The sequence below is a fragment of the Methylobacterium sp. Leaf100 genome (assembly GCF_001422845.1).
Classification (GTDB): Bacteria; Pseudomonadota; Alphaproteobacteria; order Rhizobiales; family Beijerinckiaceae; genus Methylobacterium.
Window position 1 is genome coordinate 7,501 of sequence record NZ_LMMW01000012.1, and the last position, 17,483, is coordinate 24,983.

General features: G+C 67.9%; 18 protein-coding genes and 1 other RNA gene (1 of these 19 running past the window's edge). 7 read left to right on the top strand and 12 right to left on the bottom strand.

Going from position 1 to position 17,483, the window contains the following annotated elements:
- Window positions 1-250: the final stretch of an endonuclease III gene (gene nth, locus ASF25_RS08130; protein WP_082502545.1), read on the top strand. Its footprint begins 485 nt before the window's first position; 250 of the gene's 735 nt are visible here — the last part of the coding sequence; the start codon falls outside the window, past its left edge; its stop codon occupies window positions 248-250.
- Window positions 251-475: 225 nt separating this feature from the next.
- Complete coding sequence (gene purC / locus ASF25_RS08135; protein ID WP_055955211.1) at window positions 476-1,270, top strand: phosphoribosylaminoimidazolesuccinocarboxamide synthase; 795 nt, start codon at window positions 476-478, stop codon at window positions 1,268-1,270.
- 3 nt (window positions 1,271-1,273) lie between these two features.
- On the opposite strand, the gene ASF25_RS08140 is transcribed toward purC, so the two are convergent.
- The 5 genes from ASF25_RS08140 to rpmE all read right to left on the bottom strand — a co-directional run bounded on the left by ASF25_RS08140 (window position 1,274) and on the right by rpmE (window position 6,664).
- Window positions 1,274-2,917, bottom strand: coding sequence for a glycosyltransferase (locus ASF25_RS08140; protein WP_056304303.1), 1,644 nt, complete (start codon window positions 2,915-2,917; stop codon window positions 1,274-1,276).
- A gap of 10 nt (window positions 2,918-2,927) precedes the next feature.
- Window positions 2,928-5,033, bottom strand: coding sequence for a glycosyltransferase (locus ASF25_RS08145; protein WP_244472949.1), 2,106 nt, complete (start codon window positions 5,031-5,033; stop codon window positions 2,928-2,930).
- Window positions 5,008-5,652 carry a hypothetical protein gene (locus ASF25_RS08150; protein WP_056267910.1) on the bottom strand — a complete coding sequence of 215 codons (645 nt, stop codon included), beginning with the start codon at window positions 5,650-5,652 and terminating at the stop codon, window positions 5,008-5,010. Before ASF25_RS08150 ends, ASF25_RS08145 begins: the two co-directional genes overlap by 26 nt.
- 40 nt (window positions 5,653-5,692) lie before the next feature.
- Window positions 5,693-6,214, bottom strand: a complete 522-nt coding sequence (locus ASF25_RS08155; RefSeq protein WP_056304304.1) for an invasion associated locus B family protein — start codon at window positions 6,212-6,214, stop codon at window positions 5,693-5,695.
- 195 nt (window positions 6,215-6,409) lie between these two features.
- On the bottom strand, window positions 6,410-6,664 hold the full coding sequence (gene rpmE / locus ASF25_RS08160; RefSeq protein ID WP_018045309.1) for a 50S ribosomal protein L31: 255 nt from the start codon (window positions 6,662-6,664) through the stop codon (window positions 6,410-6,412).
- 203 nt (window positions 6,665-6,867) lie between these two features.
- On the opposite strand from rpmE, the gene ASF25_RS08170 reads away from it, so the two are divergent.
- Together ASF25_RS08170 and ASF25_RS08175 are read left to right on the top strand one after the other, a co-directional pair.
- Window positions 6,868-8,709, top strand: coding sequence for an ABC transporter transmembrane domain-containing protein (locus ASF25_RS08170; protein ID WP_056304306.1), 1,842 nt, complete (start codon window positions 6,868-6,870; stop codon window positions 8,707-8,709).
- 8 nt (window positions 8,710-8,717) lie between these two features.
- On the top strand, window positions 8,718-9,755 hold the full coding sequence (locus tag ASF25_RS08175; protein ID WP_056304307.1) for a D-cysteine desulfhydrase family protein: 1,038 nt from the start codon (window positions 8,718-8,720) through the stop codon (window positions 9,753-9,755).
- On the opposite strand, the gene ASF25_RS08180 is transcribed toward ASF25_RS08175, so the two are convergent.
- The 7 genes from ASF25_RS08180 to ASF25_RS08205 all read right to left on the bottom strand — a co-directional run bounded on the left by ASF25_RS08180 (window position 9,742) and on the right by ASF25_RS08205 (window position 14,156).
- Window positions 9,742-10,755 carry a peptidoglycan -binding protein gene (locus ASF25_RS08180; protein ID WP_056304308.1) on the bottom strand — a complete coding sequence of 338 codons (1,014 nt, stop codon included), beginning with the start codon at window positions 10,753-10,755 and terminating at the stop codon, window positions 9,742-9,744. The genes ASF25_RS08175 and ASF25_RS08180 overlap by 14 nt on opposite strands.
- Window position 10,756: 1 nt before the next feature.
- The gene (locus ASF25_RS08185; protein WP_056304309.1) at window positions 10,757-11,716 is read right to left on the bottom strand and encodes a MotA/TolQ/ExbB proton channel family protein; all 960 of its coding nucleotides are present in this window, start codon (window positions 11,714-11,716) and stop codon (window positions 10,757-10,759) included.
- A 134-nt stretch (window positions 11,717-11,850) separates the two neighbouring features.
- Window positions 11,851-12,672, bottom strand: coding sequence for a TIGR00282 family metallophosphoesterase (locus ASF25_RS08190; RefSeq protein ID WP_056304310.1), 822 nt, complete (start codon window positions 12,670-12,672; stop codon window positions 11,851-11,853).
- A gap of 10 nt (window positions 12,673-12,682) precedes the next feature.
- Window positions 12,683-13,273: a 5-formyltetrahydrofolate cyclo-ligase gene (locus ASF25_RS08195; protein WP_056304311.1), complete on the bottom strand. Its 591-nt coding sequence runs from the start codon at window positions 13,271-13,273 to the stop codon at window positions 12,683-12,685.
- Window positions 13,263-13,419: non-coding RNA, 6S RNA (ssrS, locus tag ASF25_RS21860), on the bottom strand. The genes ASF25_RS08195 and ssrS overlap by 11 nt, the downstream gene beginning before the upstream one ends.
- A gap of 49 nt (window positions 13,420-13,468) precedes the next feature.
- Window positions 13,469-13,828, bottom strand: a complete 360-nt coding sequence (gene zapA, locus ASF25_RS08200; protein ID WP_056304312.1) for a cell division protein ZapA — start codon at window positions 13,826-13,828, stop codon at window positions 13,469-13,471.
- 10 nt (window positions 13,829-13,838) lie between these two features.
- A complete protein-coding gene (locus ASF25_RS08205) occupies window positions 13,839-14,156 on the bottom strand; it encodes a DUF4164 domain-containing protein (protein WP_082502583.1) in 318 nt (105 codons plus the stop codon).
- 408 nt (window positions 14,157-14,564) lie between these two features.
- Here ASF25_RS08205 and gap point away from each other — a divergent pair, with 408 nt between their 5' ends.
- The 3 genes from gap to ASF25_RS08220 all read left to right on the top strand — a co-directional run bounded on the left by gap (window position 14,565) and on the right by ASF25_RS08220 (window position 17,363).
- Window positions 14,565-15,572 carry a type I glyceraldehyde-3-phosphate dehydrogenase gene (gap, locus tag ASF25_RS08210; RefSeq protein ID WP_056304314.1) on the top strand — a complete coding sequence of 336 codons (1,008 nt, stop codon included), beginning with the start codon at window positions 14,565-14,567 and terminating at the stop codon, window positions 15,570-15,572.
- A 56-nt stretch (window positions 15,573-15,628) separates the two neighbouring features.
- Window positions 15,629-16,078, top strand: coding sequence for a hypothetical protein (locus ASF25_RS08215; protein WP_056267884.1), 450 nt, complete (start codon window positions 15,629-15,631; stop codon window positions 16,076-16,078).
- An 82-nt stretch (window positions 16,079-16,160) separates the two neighbouring features.
- Window positions 16,161-17,363 (top strand): phosphoglycerate kinase, encoded by a 1,203-nt coding sequence (locus ASF25_RS08220; RefSeq protein WP_056304315.1) that lies wholly within the window; start codon window positions 16,161-16,163, stop codon window positions 17,361-17,363.
- Window positions 17,364-17,483: the final 120 nt, after the last annotated feature.

The following is a 17,483-nucleotide window of genomic DNA, read 5'->3' on the forward strand; positions in this document are numbered from 1 at the left end:
CGGGGTTCCGACCATCGCCGTCGACACGCACATCTTCCGGGTCTCCAACCGCATCCCCCTCGTGATCGCGCCGACGACGGACAAGGTTCAGGCCGGGCTGGAGGCTATCGTGCCGGAACCCTACCGGCTCAATGCCCATCACTGGCTGATCCTGTTCGGCCGCTACGTCTGCAAGGCACGGAAGCCCAACTGTCCGATCTGCCCCATCGCAGACCTGTGCCGGTATCCAGCGAAGACCGCGCCCCCCTGAGCGCGGCATGTTCCATTCACCGTGCCGCCCGAAACATGGGGCCAGCCCTCCCCCGCGCGGATGGCACCCATCCGGCCAACGCGTTGTGCTGACACGCCGCTTCGGGTAGTTTGCGCCACGGTCGCGGAGGCTTTCGACGAACGATGCGTTTTCACGGCCCGACCGCTTCGGCAGTCACCACGCCGCGGGTTCCGCATCGTCTCTCGCTGAAAGGAGCCACGGCCCTTGGACTTCCTCAAACCACGGTACACGCCTATGAACCGCCGCCGTCGCATCTACGAGGGCAAGGCGAAGGTCCTCTACGAGGGTCCGGAGCCGGGAACGCTCATCCAGCATTTCAAGGATGATGCCACCGCCTTCAACGCGCAGAAGCACGACGTCATCGACGGCAAGGGCGTGCTGAACAACCGGATTTCCGAGTTCGTCTTCCAGCACCTCAACGACATCGGCGTGCCGACGCACTTCATCCGCCGCCTCAACATGCGCGAGCAGCTGATCCGCGAGGTCGAGATCATCCCCCTCGAAGTGGTGGTGCGCAACGTCGCTGCCGGCTCGCTCGCTACGCGCCTCGGCCTCGAGGAGGGCACACAGCTGCCGCGCTCGATCATCGAGTTCTATTACAAGAACGATGCGCTCAACGATCCGATGGTCTCCGAGGAGCACATCACGGCGTTCGGCTGGGCTACGCCCCAGGAGATCGACGACATCATGGCGCTGGCCATCCGAGTCAACGATTTCCTGTCGGGCCTCTTCCTCGGCGTCGGCATCCGCCTCGTCGACTTCAAGATCGAGACCGGCCGTCTCTGGGAAGGCGACATGATGCGCATCGTCGTGGCCGACGAGATCTCCCCGGATTCGTGCCGCCTGTGGGACATCAAGTCGTCGGACAAGCTCGACAAGGATCGCTTCCGCAAGGATCTCGGCGGTCTGATCGAGGCCTATACCGAAGTCGCCAAGCGTCTCGGCATCATGTCCGAGAACGAGAAGGTGCAGACGGGCGGTCCGCGCCTCGTCCAGTAGCCGTCAGCGCGGCGCGACCGGGCCGGTCATCTGCCAGCCGGATCGCAGCCGCGTGTAGGTGCCGAGATCGGGGTCGAACCCGGAATGATAATGGGGGTCCTGCGCCAGCAGCGGCCCCCATCGCTTTTTGAAGGCCGTGACCTCGCGTTCATGCCGTGCCCTGGCCTCGGGCGTCCAGCGGCGGCTCGCCGCTTCGTCGTGGATCAGGATCGCGCCGCCGACGTAGAGGGTGCGGTAACCGGCCTCGTTCAAACGCAGGCACAGGTCGACATCGTTGAAATCAACCGCGAAGGCGGCGGCGTCGAAACCCTCGACGGCTGCAAATTTTCGCGCCTCGACCACAAGGCAGGCCGCCGTCACCGCTGACACCGCACGGGTGGCGAGCAAGCCGGACAGATAGCCCGGAGCGTCCCCGGAAAAGTACCGATGCGCGTGGGTGACGAGGCCGCCGGGGCCGAGAATCACACCGCCGTGCTGGATGCGCCCGCGCCCGTCGATGAGCCGTGCACCGACGGCGCCGATCTCTGGCCGCAGGGCCTCGCGAACCATTCGGTCGAGCCAGGTCGGATCGGTGGCGGTCACGTCGTTGTTGACGAAGGCCAGAACCCGCCCATTTGCGACGGCCGCCGCCCGGTTGTTCATGGCCGCGAAATCGAACGGGCCGGGACACGGTACGACACGGATGACGCCGTCGGCTGCGAGATCGCCGAGATAGACCATGGTTTCTGGATCGCGACTGTCATTGTCACACACCAGGATCTCGCGGTCCGGCCAGTCGGTGCGATGGATCAGGCTGTCGAGGCAGGGTCTCAGGAGATCGAGGCGGTCGCGGGTCGGGACGATGAGGCTTACGCTCGGTACCGGGTCGGGTAGTGAGCGCCAGAGGGTGATGACGCCGTCCTCGTCCATCCGCGTCGCGACATCGCCCTCCCCCGCGCGCACGAGATCTCGGCGGACAATCGCGAGGCGGCCGGCGCGGCGGCTCCGCCCCCCCTCCCCTGCCGCAACCGCCGCGCCAATGGACAGGATCTGCGGGAGATGGCCGATACTGTCGGAGCCGAACCGTCCAGCGAGGCGCAGCAGAGCATCGAGAGCCGGCGCTTCGGGATCGAGATCGATGATGCCGCCGATCGCGTCCAGGGCAGTGCGGCGCACGGCGACGACGGGGCCGATGTAATCCACCGCCCTCAGATACTCTGCATCGAAGGCAGGCCGGAGGAGGGGCATAATCCTGGACCCCGACACGTCGAGGGCATCGCCATAGAGGGCAACACGGTGCGGATGCGCCGCGAAGGTGCGAACCAAACGTTCTTGGGAGCCCGACACCAGAGTGTGGCCGGGGGTGGTGAGAACGACGAGGTCCCTCTCTTCGATCACCGGCACGACCTCGCTCAGGAGATTGGCGATGCGCCGGTCCCGCCGCGTCAGCCAGAGTTTCCGGTGATCGAGCCCCAGCAGCGCGGCCCGGGCTTGTGCAGCACGGACGCGTTTGCCCATGAGCCGCGCCTTCGCGATGGCGAGGATGGCGCTGGGGTGCTGCGCGAGGATCGCGACGGCCATGCGAAGGCGCGCGAGGATGCCCGGACGGATGCGGTGGGCGAACAGCAGGGCATCGCGGTGCTCGTCGGTCAGGGGACACTCTCCCACCGGGGCGCCGTCATTCGAGATCCTCGCCGAAGGTCGTGAGCGACAGACCCGGATGATAGAACGGGTCGTGCCGGATGGTGTCCCGCCAGCGCGCGACGAAGCGATCGGCCTCCGCCTCGAACCGGGCGCGGGCCGGCCCAATGGATGGGCCGCGGCTCGTGGATTCGAGATGGGCGAGGACGGCGTGGGGCGTCCAGACGGTCTTGTAACCCGCGGTGTTCAGACGAAGACACAGGTCGACGTCGTTGAAGTCGATGGGAAACGCTTCGGCATCGAGGCCGCCGACCGCGTCGAATTTTCGCTTCTCCACGGCGAGACATGCGGCGGTGACGGCCGAGACCTCGTGGGCGACCCGCAGCTGTCCGAGATGCCCGGGGCTGTCCGAGGGGCGCCGGCGCAGGATATGTCCGGCACGCCCACCGAGGCCGACGACGACGCCGGCATGCTGGAGGGTGCCGTCGGCGTAGAGCAGTTTCGCCCCGACGGCACCCACCTCCGGCCGGCAGGCCTGCCGGACAAGCGCGTCGAGCCAGTCGTCGCGCAGAACCGCGATATCGTTGTTCAGCAGGACGACGACCGAGCCCCGCGCCGCCGCGACACCCGCATTGGTCATGGCGGAGAAGTCGAACGGAGCCGACCAGTCGAGGATCCTGACACGCGGATCACGTCGCAGACGCTCGTAGTAGGCGTGGACGTCCGCGTCGATGGAGCCGTTGTCGACGATGACGAGTTCGATCGCCGGATAGGCGGTGGCGCTGAGAACCCCGTCGGCGGCGATACGGATCAAGTCGAGCCGGTCTCGCGAGGGAACGACCACGCTGACGAGCGGGGCGGGCTCGGGAAGGGGCCAGAGCAGATCGGCGATGGCTGGATCGACACGCGGGCGCGACGGAACTTCGACCGCCTTCAGATTTTCCTCGAGGCGTTCGGTGTGCCGCGCCGTGGAATCGTTGGCGGGCCCGCGAAGAAGGACCCGCGGCACGTGGGCGACACGCGCAGGCAACACCGTCGCCGCGGCACGAACGCCGAGATCGATCCGGCAATCCTCGGGCGCGCCGAGGGGCAGATCCAGCAGCTGCGCCAGGAGTACACCCTTATGGAGTGTGAAGCCGGCATAACCCTGCGCCAGAGCGAGATCGGGACTCCAGTCCGGTTTCAGCCGCGGGCATAACAGGGCATCGCCGGTTTCCTCGTCGGCGTAAGCCATCTCGCCGCCATCGGGCGATTCCAGAGCTCTGGCGAGGAGCGCGAGGGCCTCCGGCTGCAGGCATTCCCCAGGGCTGAGAACCCCGACACAGCCCATCTCATCGGCGACGAGATCCCGAAGGGTTCCGCCCGCGGGCCATTGCACGTGGGTTACCCGGGGATCGGTCGCCGCGTCCACATCCGGTCCGTCGACCCAGGCGACGACCGCGCGCCAATCGGCTCCGACCTGGGCGGCGAGGCAGCGCAGGGTTTCGGCGACCCGGGCGTGATCGGCGTGCCGCGCCGGAAGGATCAGGCAGACCGGCAATGCCGAGGTGCCGACTGGGAGGACGGCGTTTCCCCTTCGCCGCGACTCGGCCCAGACGTCGTAGCGCGCCCGGGGTGTCGCGCCACAAGTACCGCGGAGGATGTCCCGAAAGCGGCGCTCGTCACCACGCATCGCATTGTAGAGGGCCGCCGCGGCACGCAATGGACGCTTGCCGAGGCACTCGGCCGTCACGCTCAGATGCGTGCGTAGGCCGACCTGCTCCAGCACGAACTCCGTGCGAGGATCGATGGCGAGGTGAAGATCGGTACAATCCTGCGGCAGGTAACCGAGCCAGGACGCCGCCCCGAGCGCTGACCCCGGCAAGACAAAGTCTTCGTGCCGGGCTGGTCCGCGGATAAGGCGGAGCAGGGGCCGGAGCGGGCGCGCCACCGCCCGCTCGCGGTAGGTCAGCACGATCCAGCATCCGCGCGGCGACCCATGCAGGCGCAGGCGCCGACCGAAGACCGGATCATCCTGGGGCTCGAGGGTGAAGGCCGCGGCACGGCCGAGCCATCCACCGCGCGGCGGCGTGGTGCCGTCCCGTGCGCTCAGGAGCCGTGCCCTGGCGGCGGAGTGCTCATTCGGCCGTCGCCGGAACAGCAACCGGTGCCTCGGAGGTCGCCAGCGGCGGCGCCGGCTTGCGCTTGGCCGGCGCGCGTTGAGGCGTCCCACCCCCGAGACGAACCTCGATGTCGTAATCACCCGTCTGGGCGACGGGCACCATCAGGTCGTCCTCGATGATGGAAAACAGACCCTGTGCCTCACCCGGCGGGACGATGACGGAGACGCGGCGGGCGCGGGAGACGATCGTCTTGCCCGAGGATTTGAGGGAGACCGTCAGCGGTGCCTCGAACCGGCCCGGCGCCCCGGCGGGGCCGAGGAGCACGTGGCCCTCGATACCGACCTTCACACGGATCGAGCCGTCCTGGAGCCGGTTGCATTCGCGGGCGAGGCGCCCGAGCGTGGTCTGGCTTCGCAATCCGGCGCTGCCCGTCGCACTGGGGGGATTGCGCAGGGCCGCGCCGCCTTCGGGCACATCCACCGTCGGGCAATAGGCCTCGTCGAGGGGCGCGGGCTGCGAGGGCGGAACGGTGGTACCGCCGTACTTGAACAGGTTCGAGAAGGCGTTGCCTTCCTGTGCCCCGGCCCCGTCCGCGGCGACGAGAACCGGAAGACCTACGATCAGGAGTCGCAGAGCGATCTGGCTGGCATGCTTCGACATGATCCGTTCCCGATTGGTGCCGGCGGACTGCCCGGTCCCGTTACTTCAGGCTTTCGAAACCTTGGCCGAACCCCTTCATGGAGAGGGGAATGCCGACGCCCTCCTCCGGGGTCTGGAACACGATGAATGTTGCCTGGGCACCGGCGTTGAACTGCTTGATCAGGCCTTCGTCCATCACGACCTCGGCGACGCAGCCCGTGGTGAGGCAGCGCACGAACCCGGCGCGGCCGACATCGGTCTTGTCGATCTTGAGCCCGAGGCCGGACGGCAGGAGCACGCCGAGCGGCGCCACCACCCGGAGCAGGTAGCCACGATTGTCGGCCGTCTTCAGAACGATCACCACGAGGGTCAGATTGGGGCGGTCCTCGGCGGCGAGATACTGCACCATGGCGCATTGCTCGGCTTTCGCGCCGGCCGGCGTCTCGCAGCGCAACTGCCAGTCCCCGAAGGTGTTGCGGACCATGCCCTGAGCGGCGGCGGGAGAGGCGGACACCGCGCCCAGGAAACCGGCCGCCAGGGCGAAGCCGAACCAGCGGGCGACGGCACCTTCGCGTCGCAGCATTGCTCGAAACTCCACGCGCCAAACCCTTTCGTGCCGCGTCGGGCGCGGCGAAATCCGGGGCGTTGGGACCATGCGGACGCCGCATCTGTCAAGCGATGACCGTGCCGCGAGGCTCTCCAAACGCGAACAGGCGGCGCCACCGCGCCGCCTGTTCGATCATTCCGGACCTGACCGAGATCGGTCGGCCGATGAACGTTACTTCTTGCCGAACGACAGCGCGCCGAAACGCGAGTTGAAGCGCGAGACACGACCACCACGATCGAGCATCTTCTGCTCGCCACCGGTCCAGGCCGGGTGCGTGTTCGGATCGATGTCGAGGTTGAGGGTGTCCCCCTCCTTGCCGTAGGTCGACCGGGTCATGTAGTCGGACCCGTCGGTCATCACGACCTTGATGAAATGATAGTCGGGATGCTCGGTACCCTTGGCCTTGTCGGCCGCACTCTTTGCCATGACGAATCCTTGAAGTGCCACGCCGACCGGCTCGTCTGGCGGCCCGCGGCCATAGATCACGCGCAATCGGATGAAGGCGCGCCTATACCCCAGGCGTCGCCGCTGGACAAGCGCGCCGTCCCGGGCAATCGCGAGGCCGTCGAATTCCAAGTCCAGAGCAGCGACGTCCAGACAACCGGCGTCCCCAACACCGACGAGGCATGATGGCACGCGGTTCGAAGAAGAAGGCATCCGCCGAGGGACGGCCCAGGGCGCCCCTCGGCTCCCTGCGTCCGCTGGTCCCGTTCGCGGCCGTCTATCGCGGGCGCATCCTCGCCGCGTTCCTGTCCCTGCTGATGGCCTCGCTGGCGACCCTGGTGGTTCCCCTGGCGCTGCGCCGGGTCATCGATCACGGGTTCTCGCCGGAAGGTCAGAGCGTCATCAACGCTTATTTCGGCGGGCTCATCGGCGTCGTCGCCGTTTTAGCGATGTCGAGCGCTGCCCGGTACTACACCGTGGTCACGCTGGGCGAGCGTGTCGTCGCAGATCTGCGAAGCGCCGTGTTCCGCCGCCTCACCGAACTCGATCCGGCCTTCTTCGACCGGTCTCTCTCGGGTGAGATCATCTCACGGCTCACCGCCGATGCCACGCAGGTGAAGGCGGTGTTCGGCGTCAGCATCTCCATCCTGCTGCGCAACGCGTTCCTGTTCACCGGCGCCATCGCCATGATGGTGATCACAAGCCCGAAGCTCTCGATCCTCGTTCTCGTGGCGATCCCCCTCATCGTGTTCCCGCTGATCCTGTCGGGACGCGGCGTGCGTCGTCGCTCGCGCGCTGCGCAGGACCGGCTCGCCGATGCCTCGGCCTACGCCTCCGAGGCGGTGAGCGCGATCCGGACCATGCAGGCCTTCGGCATGGGTCGCTCCGCAGCCGCACGCTTCGCCGAAGCTTCGGAGAACGCGTATGGCGCGGCCCGCAGTTCGATTCAGGCCCGCGCGCTTCTCACGGGGGTCGCCATCTTCCTCATCTCGGCGAGCGTCGTCGGGGTGATGTGGTACGGCGCGCAAGGCGTCCTCGCGGGCACCATGACGGCGGGCCAACTCTCGCAGTTCGTGCTCTACGCGGTGTTCGGCGCGAGCGCTTTGGGCCAGCTGTCGGAAGTCTACGGTGAACTCGCCCAGGCGGCTGGTGCTGCGGAGCGCCTCGGCGAAATCCTGGCGGCCAAGCCGGCCATCGAAGCGCCGGCGGACCCCGTCGCCCTTCCGACCCCGCCGCGCGGCGAGGTCGCCTTCGAGGCCGTCCGCTTCCTCTACCCGACCCGACCCGAGCATCCGTCGCTCGACGGAATCAGCTTTACCATCGCCCCCGGCGAACGCGTCGCCCTCGTGGGGCCCTCGGGGGCCGGCAAGACCACGGTGCTGCAACTGCTCCTGCGGTTCTACGATCCCCAGAGCGGCACGATCCGCGTCGACGGCATCGACATCACACGCACCGACCCGGATGCCCTGCGCGAACGCCTGTCCCTCGTCCCCCAGGATCCGACCGTGTTCTCAGGCTCGGTCCTGGAGAACATTCGCTACGGCCGTCCGGACGCGACGGAAGCGCAAGTCCAGCGCGCCGCCGAACTCGCCCATGCCGACGGGTTCATCCGCGCCCTGCCCCAGGGCTACGCCACCACGGTCGGCGAGCGCGGCGTCACCCTCTCGGGCGGCCAGCGCCAGCGCGTCGCCATTGCGCGGGCCATTCTCAAGGATGCTCCGATCCTGCTCTTGGACGAGGCGACTTCGGCATTGGACGCCGAGAGCGAGCGGGCCGTGCAGACCGCACTGGACACCCTGATGCGCGGGCGTACCACCCTCGTCATCGCGCACCGCCTCGCCACCATCCGGGCAGCGGACCGCATCCTCGTCCTCGACGGAGGAAGAATCGTCGAGTCGGGCACCCACGAGACCCTGCTCGCGCGCGGTGCGCTCTACGCCCAACTCGCCGCCCTCCAGTTCACCGACGCCTTCGAGGATACCGCCCGCAGCCGCGAGCCGCGCCGCGAAGCGCTGCCGGCCGAGTAGGACTCGCCATGGACCTGTCGCGGTTCCCCCGTCTGCCGCTCCTCGACCTGCCGAGCCCCATCGAGCCACTGGACGGGCTCGCCCGCCATCTCGGCGATGGTCTTGCCGGGGTGCGCCTTTGGGTGAAGCGCGACGACCTCGCGCGGTTCGGGCTCGGCGGCAACAAGCTGCGCAAGCTGGAATACCTTCTCGGCGCGGCCCGGGCCGAGGGCGCCGACACGGTGATCACCGTCGGGGCGATTCAGTCGAACCACGCCCGCCTCACAGCAGCCGCGGCGGCCCGGACGGGTTTCGCCTGCGAACTGTTCCTGACCCGGAGCGTACCGCGCACGGACGACGCCTATGCGCACAATGGTAACCGCCTCCTCGACGACCTGTTCGGCGCGACGGTGCACGAGCTCGCCGCCGGAGGCGATGCCCTGGCGTTGGCGGAACGGCGCGCCGATGAGCTCCGTGCAGCGGGGCGCCGCGTCTATGTCTTCCCCTCGGGCGGCTCCAGTCCCGTCGGCTGCCTGGGTTATGCGGCCTGTGCCGGTGAAATTTTCGCCCAGGCGGACGCAATGGGCCTGTCACTGAACCAGATCATCGTTCCCAACGGCAGCTGCGGCACCCACGCAGGCCTCGCCGCCGGCCTGCGGGCGGACGGGCACGACCCGCGTCTCGCCAAGTCCTACGCGGTGCTGGAAACGGGTGAGCGAGCCGGGGCGATCACCCTCGACAAGGCCAACGCGACTTTGGCAATTCTGGCGCCCGGCCTGATGTTGACATCCGACGACATCGTCATCGACGGCGCGCATCGCGGGCCGGGCTACGGTATCCCCACGGCCGGCATGCTGGAAGCGGTCCGGCTCCTGGCCCGCACGGAAGGCCTGCTCCTCGACCCCGTCTACAGCGGCAAGGCGTTCGCCGGTCTGCTCCACGACGTTCGCGGAGGCCTTTACCCATCGGGAGCGAACGTGCTGTTCGTGATGACGGGCGGCGTACCGGGCCTGTTTGCCTACCCGGACGTGCTCACCGGACAGGTTGAGCAAACTACCGCTCCGTGAGTTTCATCTCGATTCGGCGGTTGCGCCCGTAGGCCTCCTCGGTCGTTCCCGAATCGAGGGGCTGGAACTCGCCGAAGGCACCGGCGAGGAGGTGCTGGGGCGGGACGCCCTTGGCCGCCATGGCCTGCACCACCGCGATGGCGCGGGCCGCCGAGAGGGACCAGTTCGACGGGAACTGGGCGCTGGCGATGGGCCGGGCGTCCGTGTGTCCGTCGACCCGCAGCACCCACGGGATATCGGCGGGGATCTGCCGGGAAAGTTCCAGAATCGCGCCGGCGATGCGGTCGAGCTCCGGTCCCGCCTCGGGCTTCAGGGTGGCGGATCCGGCCGGGAACAGAACCTCGGATTGCAGAACGAAGCGGTCGCCGACGACGCGGATATCCGTGCGTGTGCCGAGGATCTGGCGCAGACGCCCAAAGAAATCCGATCGGTAGCGAGCGAGTTCCTGCACTTTCTGAGCGAGGGCCACGTTGAGGCGACTGCCGAGATCGGCGATGCGGGCTTGGCTCTCCTTGTCGCGATTCTCGGAGGCCGCGAGGGCATCCTCCAAGGCGGCGAGCTGCCGGCGCATCGCCGCGATCTGTTCGTTCAGCAGATCGATCTGGGTGGCGGCGCGGGCCGAGCCCGCCCGCTCGGCAGCGAGTTGCCGGTCGAGTTCGCCCTGCCTGGCGCCGGCGCCCTGGCCCGATTCGGCCTGGGACCGGAAGCGGTCCCGCTCGGCCTCGGCGCCGAGCAACGTATTGCGCAGCGAAGAGGCGGTGGCCTCCTGCGCCTTGCGGGTCGAGCGTTCCAGGGCGAGGAGATCCGTGAGGTCGGCGATCTGGCGGTTGAGGCGGGTCAGCACCGAATCGCGGCCGGTGATCTCCTGCGACAGGAAGAATTGGCCGACGACGAAGATGGTCAGCAGGAAGACGACGGCGAGCAGCAGGGTCGCGAGGGCATCGACGTAGCCCGGCCAGACGTTGAGGGACCGGTCGCGCCGTGTGCGGAGCGAGGCCATCTCAGCTGCGCTCGCGGCCGAGGCGGTCGAGAACCTGCTTCAGTTCACGCTCGCGGGTGGCCTGCGCCTCGACCCAGTCGCGGATCATCTGCTGCTCGGCCCGCATGTGCTGAACGAGGCCCTGGATGCCTTCGGCGAGGTTGGTCATCGCCTGTGTCGCCACGCGGCCGTTGGCGCCCTCGGCGATGACAGCCGTGAGGCGGTCTACCGCTTCCTGCAGTTCACGGGCGGAGGCCGGCTCCTGGGCTTTCGTCGGCGCGACCGCCACGGTCTCGCCGGAAACGAGCCAATCCTCGAGTTCGTTGTGGAAACGGGCATGCGCCTGTCCTGCCTGAAGATCCAGGAACCCGGTGACGAGGGAGCTCGCGAGGCCGAACAGGGAGGCGGAGAAGGCGAGGCCGATGCCCGACAGCGGCACGGCGAGCCCATTCTTGAGCTCGTCGAACATCGCCGCCGCCTCGCCGCCGCCGCGCATGGTTTTGATGACAGAGCCCACGGCGCTGAGCGTGTCGATGAGGCCCCAGAATGTCCCAAGCAGGCCTAGCAGGATGAGGAGCCCGGCGACGTAGCGCAGGATCTCGCGGCCCTCGTCGAGGCGCGCCGCCACGGTATCGAGGAAGGCGCGGGTGCCGGGCAGCGTGATCCCGTCCCGTCGGGCGGCCAGCGCGGACGCAAGCGGCGCCAGCAAAGACGGCGCCTTCGTGGGCGTTTCGCCGGTCGCCACGGCGTTGACGTAGGCGACCTCGCGATAGAGCCGGATCACCTGCCCGAAGGCGAGCAGGACGGCGATGAACAGCACGCCGAGGATCAGGCCGTTCAGGCCCGGATTGGCGAGGAAGGCCGGGGTGATCTGCCGGAACAGAACGAAAGCGAGAAAGCCCACGAGGGCGAGGAACACCAACATCCGCACGAGGTAGATGCCGGGCTTGGCGAGCGTCGCGGTCGCGGGAGGGGTCGCCATCGGCTCGGACACTCTTCACGCAAAGACTTAAGTGCCTGCTCGACCGAGCGGACACCGGGCCAATCCCGGCCGCACATTGGCTGTAGGTCGAGCGTCGATCAACCCGCCTGCGGTGAACATCCCCCGTTGGCGAGCTAATCCCAGCCGCGCGGCCAGGTTTCCTCGAGGTGCGGCCCGAGGCGCACGGGCCAGACGCCCGTGGCGAGGCCGGTGCGGTCGTCCGTCTCCACCGCGATGCCGCACAGGGTCCCCTCCCCGTGCGCAGCCTCCAAACGCGCGCCCGGCGTCTTTTGGAGGAAGCGGCGCAGAGGTTCGTCCTTGTGCATGCCGAGGATCGAATCGTAGTCGCCGCACATGCCCGCGTCCGAGAGGTAGGCGGTGCCACCGGGCAGGATGCGGTGGTCGGACGTCGGGGTATGGGTGTGAGTGCCGACCACCAGGCTGGCACGGCCGTCGAGGAAATACCCGAAGGCCTGCTTCTCGCTCGTCGCCTCGGCGTGGACATCGACGATGACCGCATCGGCGACCTCACCAAGCGGACAAGCGGTGAGTTCGCGCTCGGCCGCCGCGAACGGATCGTCGAGGGCGTCCATATAGATGCGGCCCATGACGTTGAGGACGAGGACCCGGGCGCCCTTGGCCGTCTCGACCACGGTGGCACCGCGCCCCGGCGTGCCCGGCGGGTAGTTCGCCGGGCGCACGAGGCGCGACTGCCGGGCGATGAAGACGAGGGCCTCGCGCTGATCGAACGAATGATTGCCGAGGGTCACGGCATCGGCGCCGGCCTGGAGCAACTCGTCGCAGATGGCCTCGGTGAGGCCGAAGCCCCCTGCGGCGTTCTCGCCGTTGATCACCACGCAATCGAGACGCCAGCGTTCCCGTAGGTTCGGCAGGCGGTCGGTGATCACGTGGCGGCCGGGCCGGCCGACCACGTCGCCGAGGAAGAGAAGACGCATCGCTTGTTCGTCAGGCTCGTTTCAGCGGGACCGGGCCCGCTTCGGTGATGAGATGATCGAGGGGCTGATCGTGCGATTCGGCCGGGACCTCGTCCACCGCCTGCACGGAAAACGCGATCCCGATGGTCAGCACCGGTCCGTTTCGCCCGAGGCGCGCGATGGCCTGATCGTAATAGCCGCGCCCGTAGCCGATTCGGTGCCCGCGCGTGTCATAGGCGGCAAGCGGCACGATGAGCGCGGTGGGATCGAGGGGCGGCAGGCTGTCGTCCGGTTCGCTCAGGCCGAAGCCGCCACGCACCAGGGCGTCACCGGCGCGCCATTCACGGAAGACGAGGCCGTCGGATGTCACTTTCGGCAGAGCGACCCGCTGGCCGCGCGCGAACAGGCGCTCCATGAGCGGTCGGGGATCGACCTCGCTGCGGATCGGCCAGAAACCTCCGACGATGGGGGCTTCAGCAAGGCCATCAATGCGCATCACGGCATCGGCAATCGCCCGGGCACCGGCATGCCGCACCTCCGGATCGAGGGCATCGCGCCGCCCGAGGGCCGCTTGGCGAAGGGACGCTTTCAAGGAAGCGTGCGAGTAAGAGTGCGGAGCCACATGAGCCGTTGGAGTGTCGATCCCGGGAAACCTACAGTGTAGGTGGGCGCCGTGTTGGCCGAGTCCAGGGACAGGGCCAGGGACAGCTCCCTGGGGAGTCGATAAGGCCCCGGGGAAAGTTCTCCTGACGAACGCGGCAGCCCCGCAAAACCTATGTAGCGTCGGCCAATGGCTGGCGCCAGGGGCATGGTGGCGTCAACCAGCCGAAAGCGTCTTTGCCAAATGCTCGATCCGCTCGGCGCAACGGCCGAGGCCGGCGGCGATGCGGGTCTCCTCCGCGGCACGGGTCGCATCGGAGGTCTCAACCTGGGCGCGCAGGCCGGTGGTCTCGGCCTCCAAAGCGGCGAGCCGACGCCGCGTCTCGTCGAGCTCATCGGCTTGCAACAGCGCCGCCATGACGTGCAGGCGCATGTCGCCGATCTCGCCGAACGACGCCCGCAAACCGGTGATGCGCCCGTCGAGCTCCGTCGCGAGGGCGGTGAGATGCGGCTCCTCGCCCTCGGCGCAGGCCATACGGTAATTCTTGCCATCGATGGTGACGTTGATCTGGGGCATCGAATCCAGGCTAGCGCGCGGGGGAGGATGGGACCAGTACGCCCTCGACGGCGGCGATGGCCCGGCCGAGGCGATGCCCGACGTCGTCGGAGGCGGCCTCCACCGCGGCGAGACGTGCGCTGGCGGCATCGAGCTCCGCGCCCAGGCGAGCGCGGTCTTCTCCCATGATGGCGAGTTCGGTTTCGAGGTCGCTGGGATCGCGCTCGGCCTCGAACCGCTGCCCCACGGCCGCCTCCAGGCGGGTCAAGGCAGTCTCGAGCCGCGACAGGGCGTCGTCGATGGCCTCACTCACGAAACGCGTCTCCCAAAGCTCCGCACCGGTCTGCATCCACATGCGACACGCCCCGATACCATCCCGATACCATGACGTGCGCCGCTCGGCACAGCTAGCATCCGGCTCGGGAATGGAGTCGAATGACAAACAGGCTCCCATGCCTGTGCGCGCAATGCCCGCCAGGCCCGACCGACCTTTGCCGGGCAGATCGAGCATGGTAGAGACCGGCCGCCCGCCAAACCGGATACAGCATTCCGTGACAAGTTCAGGCCCCTCGCGCGCATCGTCCGGTTCCCGGATGATCCCGAATGGCCGGATGGCGGTCGCAATTCATCGTGCGTTCAAACTGGATTCGCACAGAGCGAGCGATAAATCGGGGCTTGTCCTTCGGGCCGGCCGCTTCGATCTCCATGCTGGAGGGCGCCGCAGGGTCGGTGTCCGTTTAACGGAAGGGTTCACGCCGTGTCGGTGAAGGTAGCCATCAACGGGTTCGGACGTATCGGTCGCAACGTTCTGCGCGCCATCCACGAGGCCGGTCGCAAGGACATCGAGGTGGTGGCCATCAACGACCTCGGCCCCGTCGAGACCAACGCCCACCTCCTGCGCTTCGATTCGATCCATGGCCGCTTCAACGCCAAGGTCGAGGTGGATGGCGAGTTCATCGTCGTCGACGGCAACCGCATCCGGGTCACCGCCGTGCGGAATCCTGCTGAGCTGCCTCATCGTGAGCTCGGCGTCGATATCGCCCTCGAATGCACGGGCATCTTCACCTCGAAGGACAAGGCAAAGGCCCACCTCGATGCGGGCGCCAAGCGCGTCATCGTCTCGGCTCCCGCAGATGGCGCCGACCTCACGGTCGTCTACGGCATCAACCACCAGGCGCTCACCGCCGATCACCTCGTGATCTCCAACGCTTCGTGCACCACCAACTGCCTCGTGCCGGTGGCCAAAGTGCTGAACGATCTCATCGGGATCGAGCGCGGCTTCATGACCACGATCCATTCCTACACCAACGATCAGCCGTCCCTCGATCAGATGCACAAGGACCTCTACCGGGCCCGTGCCGCCGCCCTGTCGATGATCCCGACCTCCACGGGCGCGGCCAAGGCCGTCGGCCTCGTGCTGCCGGAGCTGAAGGGCAAGCTCGACGGAACTTCGATCCGCGTGCCGACCCCGAACGTTTCGGCCGTGGACCTCGTGTTCACCGCCAAGCGCGCCACCACCGTGGACGAGATCAACGGCGCCATCCGGGTCGCGGCGGACGGCCCGCTCAAGGGCGTGCTCGCCTACACGGACCAGCCCAACGTCTCCATCGACTTCAACCACGATCCCCACTCGTCGACCTTCCACCTCGACCAGACGAAGGTGATGGACGGCACCTTCGTACGGATTCTCGCTTGGTACGACAACGAGTGGGGCTTCTCGAATCGCATGGCCGACACGGCCGTGGCCATGGGCAAGCTGCTCTGATCCGTGCGGACTGACGGATCGTCCGCTCCTTGAAGAAACACGATGGTGTGCCCGAGATGACAGAGACCTCCCCCACCGGACGCGACTTCATCCCAGGCACACCTCCGGCCGGGCCGTCGGTGGCCCCGCCCCAGCCCCAGGCGTCCACGCCGGTCGTCGTGGGCAAGACCGAGACGCTGTCTCCAACCGCGGCTCCGGGTGGCGATCAGCTTGCCCGCATCGAGGACAAGTGCGCCCGTATCGAGGACAAATACGCTCGCTCGGAGGCGCTGCTGTCGCGTGTCGAGGAAAAGATCGAAGGCGCTGCCGCGCGCATGAACGAGGCCGCTCGACAGACCGATCTCGCCGCCCTGCGCAGCGAAGTCCGCGCCATCGGCGACCGAACCCGGGGTCTGCCGGGGTCCGGCGCCCTGGTGTTGACGGCGATCATCACAGCGGTGCTGACCGTAGCGCTCACCATCGCCGCCCAGCGCTTCCACCTCGACGCACTCATCCCGCCGCGCTGACCCTCGAATCGCCGCCCAATTCCTGCCCGCGAGACCAAGACCTACTCGCGGGACGCCGGTACTTTCCGAGATCAAGGCCCCGATGACCGCTTTCCGTACCCTCGACGATGCCGGCGCCCTGAACGGCAAACGCGTTCTCCTTCGCGTGGACGTCAATGTGCCTATGGAGAACGGTCGCGTCACCGATGCGACCCGGATCGAGCGCATCGTCCCGACGATCCGGGAGATCGTCGACAAGGGCGGGCGCGTGGTGCTGCTGGCGCATTTCGGCCGTCCAAAGGGCAAGCCGGTTGCGAGCGAATCCCTGAAGCCCGTGGTCGCGACCATCGCCGCGCACCTCGGCCGGCCGGTGGCTTTCGCCGAAGATTGCGTCGGCCCCGCCGCCGCCGAGGCCGTCGGTGCCCTGAAGGACGGCCAGGTGCTTCTCCTCGAGAACACCCGCTTCCATGCCGGCGAAGAGCAGAACGATCCGGCCTTCGTTGCCGAACTCGCGGCCAACGGAGACCTCTACGTCAACGAGGCGTTCTCGGCGGCGCACCGCGCCCACGCCTCGACGGAGGGGCTCGCCCACGTTCTGCCGGCTTATGCCGGGCGCCTGATGCAGGCGGAACTCGATGCCCTGACCAAGGGTCTCGAAGCGCCGACCCGGCCGGTCATCGCCCTCGTGGGCGGCGCCAAGGTGTCGTCGAAGATCGACCTGCTTCAGAACCTCGTCGCCAAGGTCGACATGCTGGTCATCGGCGGCGGCATGGCCAACACCTTCCTGCACGCGCAGGGCCTCGGGGTCGGCAAGTCCCTCTGCGAAAAGGATCTCGCCGAGACCGCCCTTCGCATCGTCGAGGCCGCCAAGGCCGCGAACTGCCGCATCGTCCTGCCGGTGGATGCCGTCGTGGCCAGCGAGTTCAGGGCCAACGCGGCGCACGAAACCGTCGCCGTCGATTCGGTGCCCGAGGCGGGCATGATCCTCGACGCCGGCCCCAGAACGGTCGCCGAGATCAACGCGGCCATCGACACCGCCGCGACCCTGGTTTGGAACGGCCCGCTCGGCGCTTTCGAGTTGTCCCCCTTCGACGCCGCCACCGTGGCGGCGGCCCGTCACGCGGGTGAGCGGACCACGGCCGGCAAGCTGGTCTCCGTGGCGGGCGGCGGCGACACCGTGGCGGCCCTGAACCACGCGGGCGTGGGCGAGACCTTCTCGTACGTCTCGACGGCCGGTGGCGCCTTCCTCGAATGGCTGGAAGGCAAGGAATTGCCCGGCGTCGAGGCCCTGCGCATCAGAGCTTGAGCGTCCGCCCACGTGGTCGTGACGGTTCCGACCGGCTTTATCACGACGAAACGATCGACAAGGCCGATTACGGTTGCAGTCGCGCCGTTCTGGCTTGAGAAGACGACGAATTCTGAAGGA

Bases quoted from the DNA above. Each gene is read 5' to 3' on its own strand.
- ASF25_RS08220 (WP_056304315.1), top strand. From the start codon at position 16,161: ATGACCGCTTTCCGTACCCTCGACGATGCCGGCGCCCTGAACGGCAAA.
- ASF25_RS08190 (WP_056304310.1), bottom strand. From the start codon at position 12,672: ATGCGTCTTCTCTTCCTCGGCGACGTGGTCGGCCGGCCCGGCCGCCAC.
- ASF25_RS08150 (WP_056267910.1), bottom strand. From the start codon at position 5,652: ATGTCGAAGCATGCCAGCCAGATCGCTCTGCGACTCCTGATCGTAGGT.
- ASF25_RS08155 (WP_056304304.1), bottom strand. From the start codon at position 6,214: ATGCTGCGACGCGAAGGTGCCGTCGCCCGCTGGTTCGGCTTCGCCCTG.
- ASF25_RS08170 (WP_056304306.1), top strand. From the start codon at position 6,868: ATGGCACGCGGTTCGAAGAAGAAGGCATCCGCCGAGGGACGGCCCAGG.
- ASF25_RS08180 (WP_056304308.1), bottom strand. From the start codon at position 10,755: ATGGCCTCGCTCCGCACACGGCGCGACCGGTCCCTCAACGTCTGGCCG.
- rpmE (WP_018045309.1), bottom strand. From the start codon at position 6,664: ATGGCAAAGAGTGCGGCCGACAAGGCCAAGGGTACCGAGCATCCCGAC.
- ASF25_RS08175 (WP_056304307.1), top strand. From the start codon at position 8,718: ATGGACCTGTCGCGGTTCCCCCGTCTGCCGCTCCTCGACCTGCCGAGC.
- ASF25_RS08205 (WP_082502583.1), bottom strand. From the start codon at position 14,156: ATGCAGACCGGTGCGGAGCTTTGGGAGACGCGTTTCGTGAGTGAGGCC.
- zapA (WP_056304312.1), bottom strand. From the start codon at position 13,828: ATGCCCCAGATCAACGTCACCATCGATGGCAAGAATTACCGTATGGCC.
- ASF25_RS08185 (WP_056304309.1), bottom strand. From the start codon at position 11,716: ATGGCGACCCCTCCCGCGACCGCGACGCTCGCCAAGCCCGGCATCTAC.
- ASF25_RS08215 (WP_056267884.1), top strand. From the start codon at position 15,629: ATGACAGAGACCTCCCCCACCGGACGCGACTTCATCCCAGGCACACCT.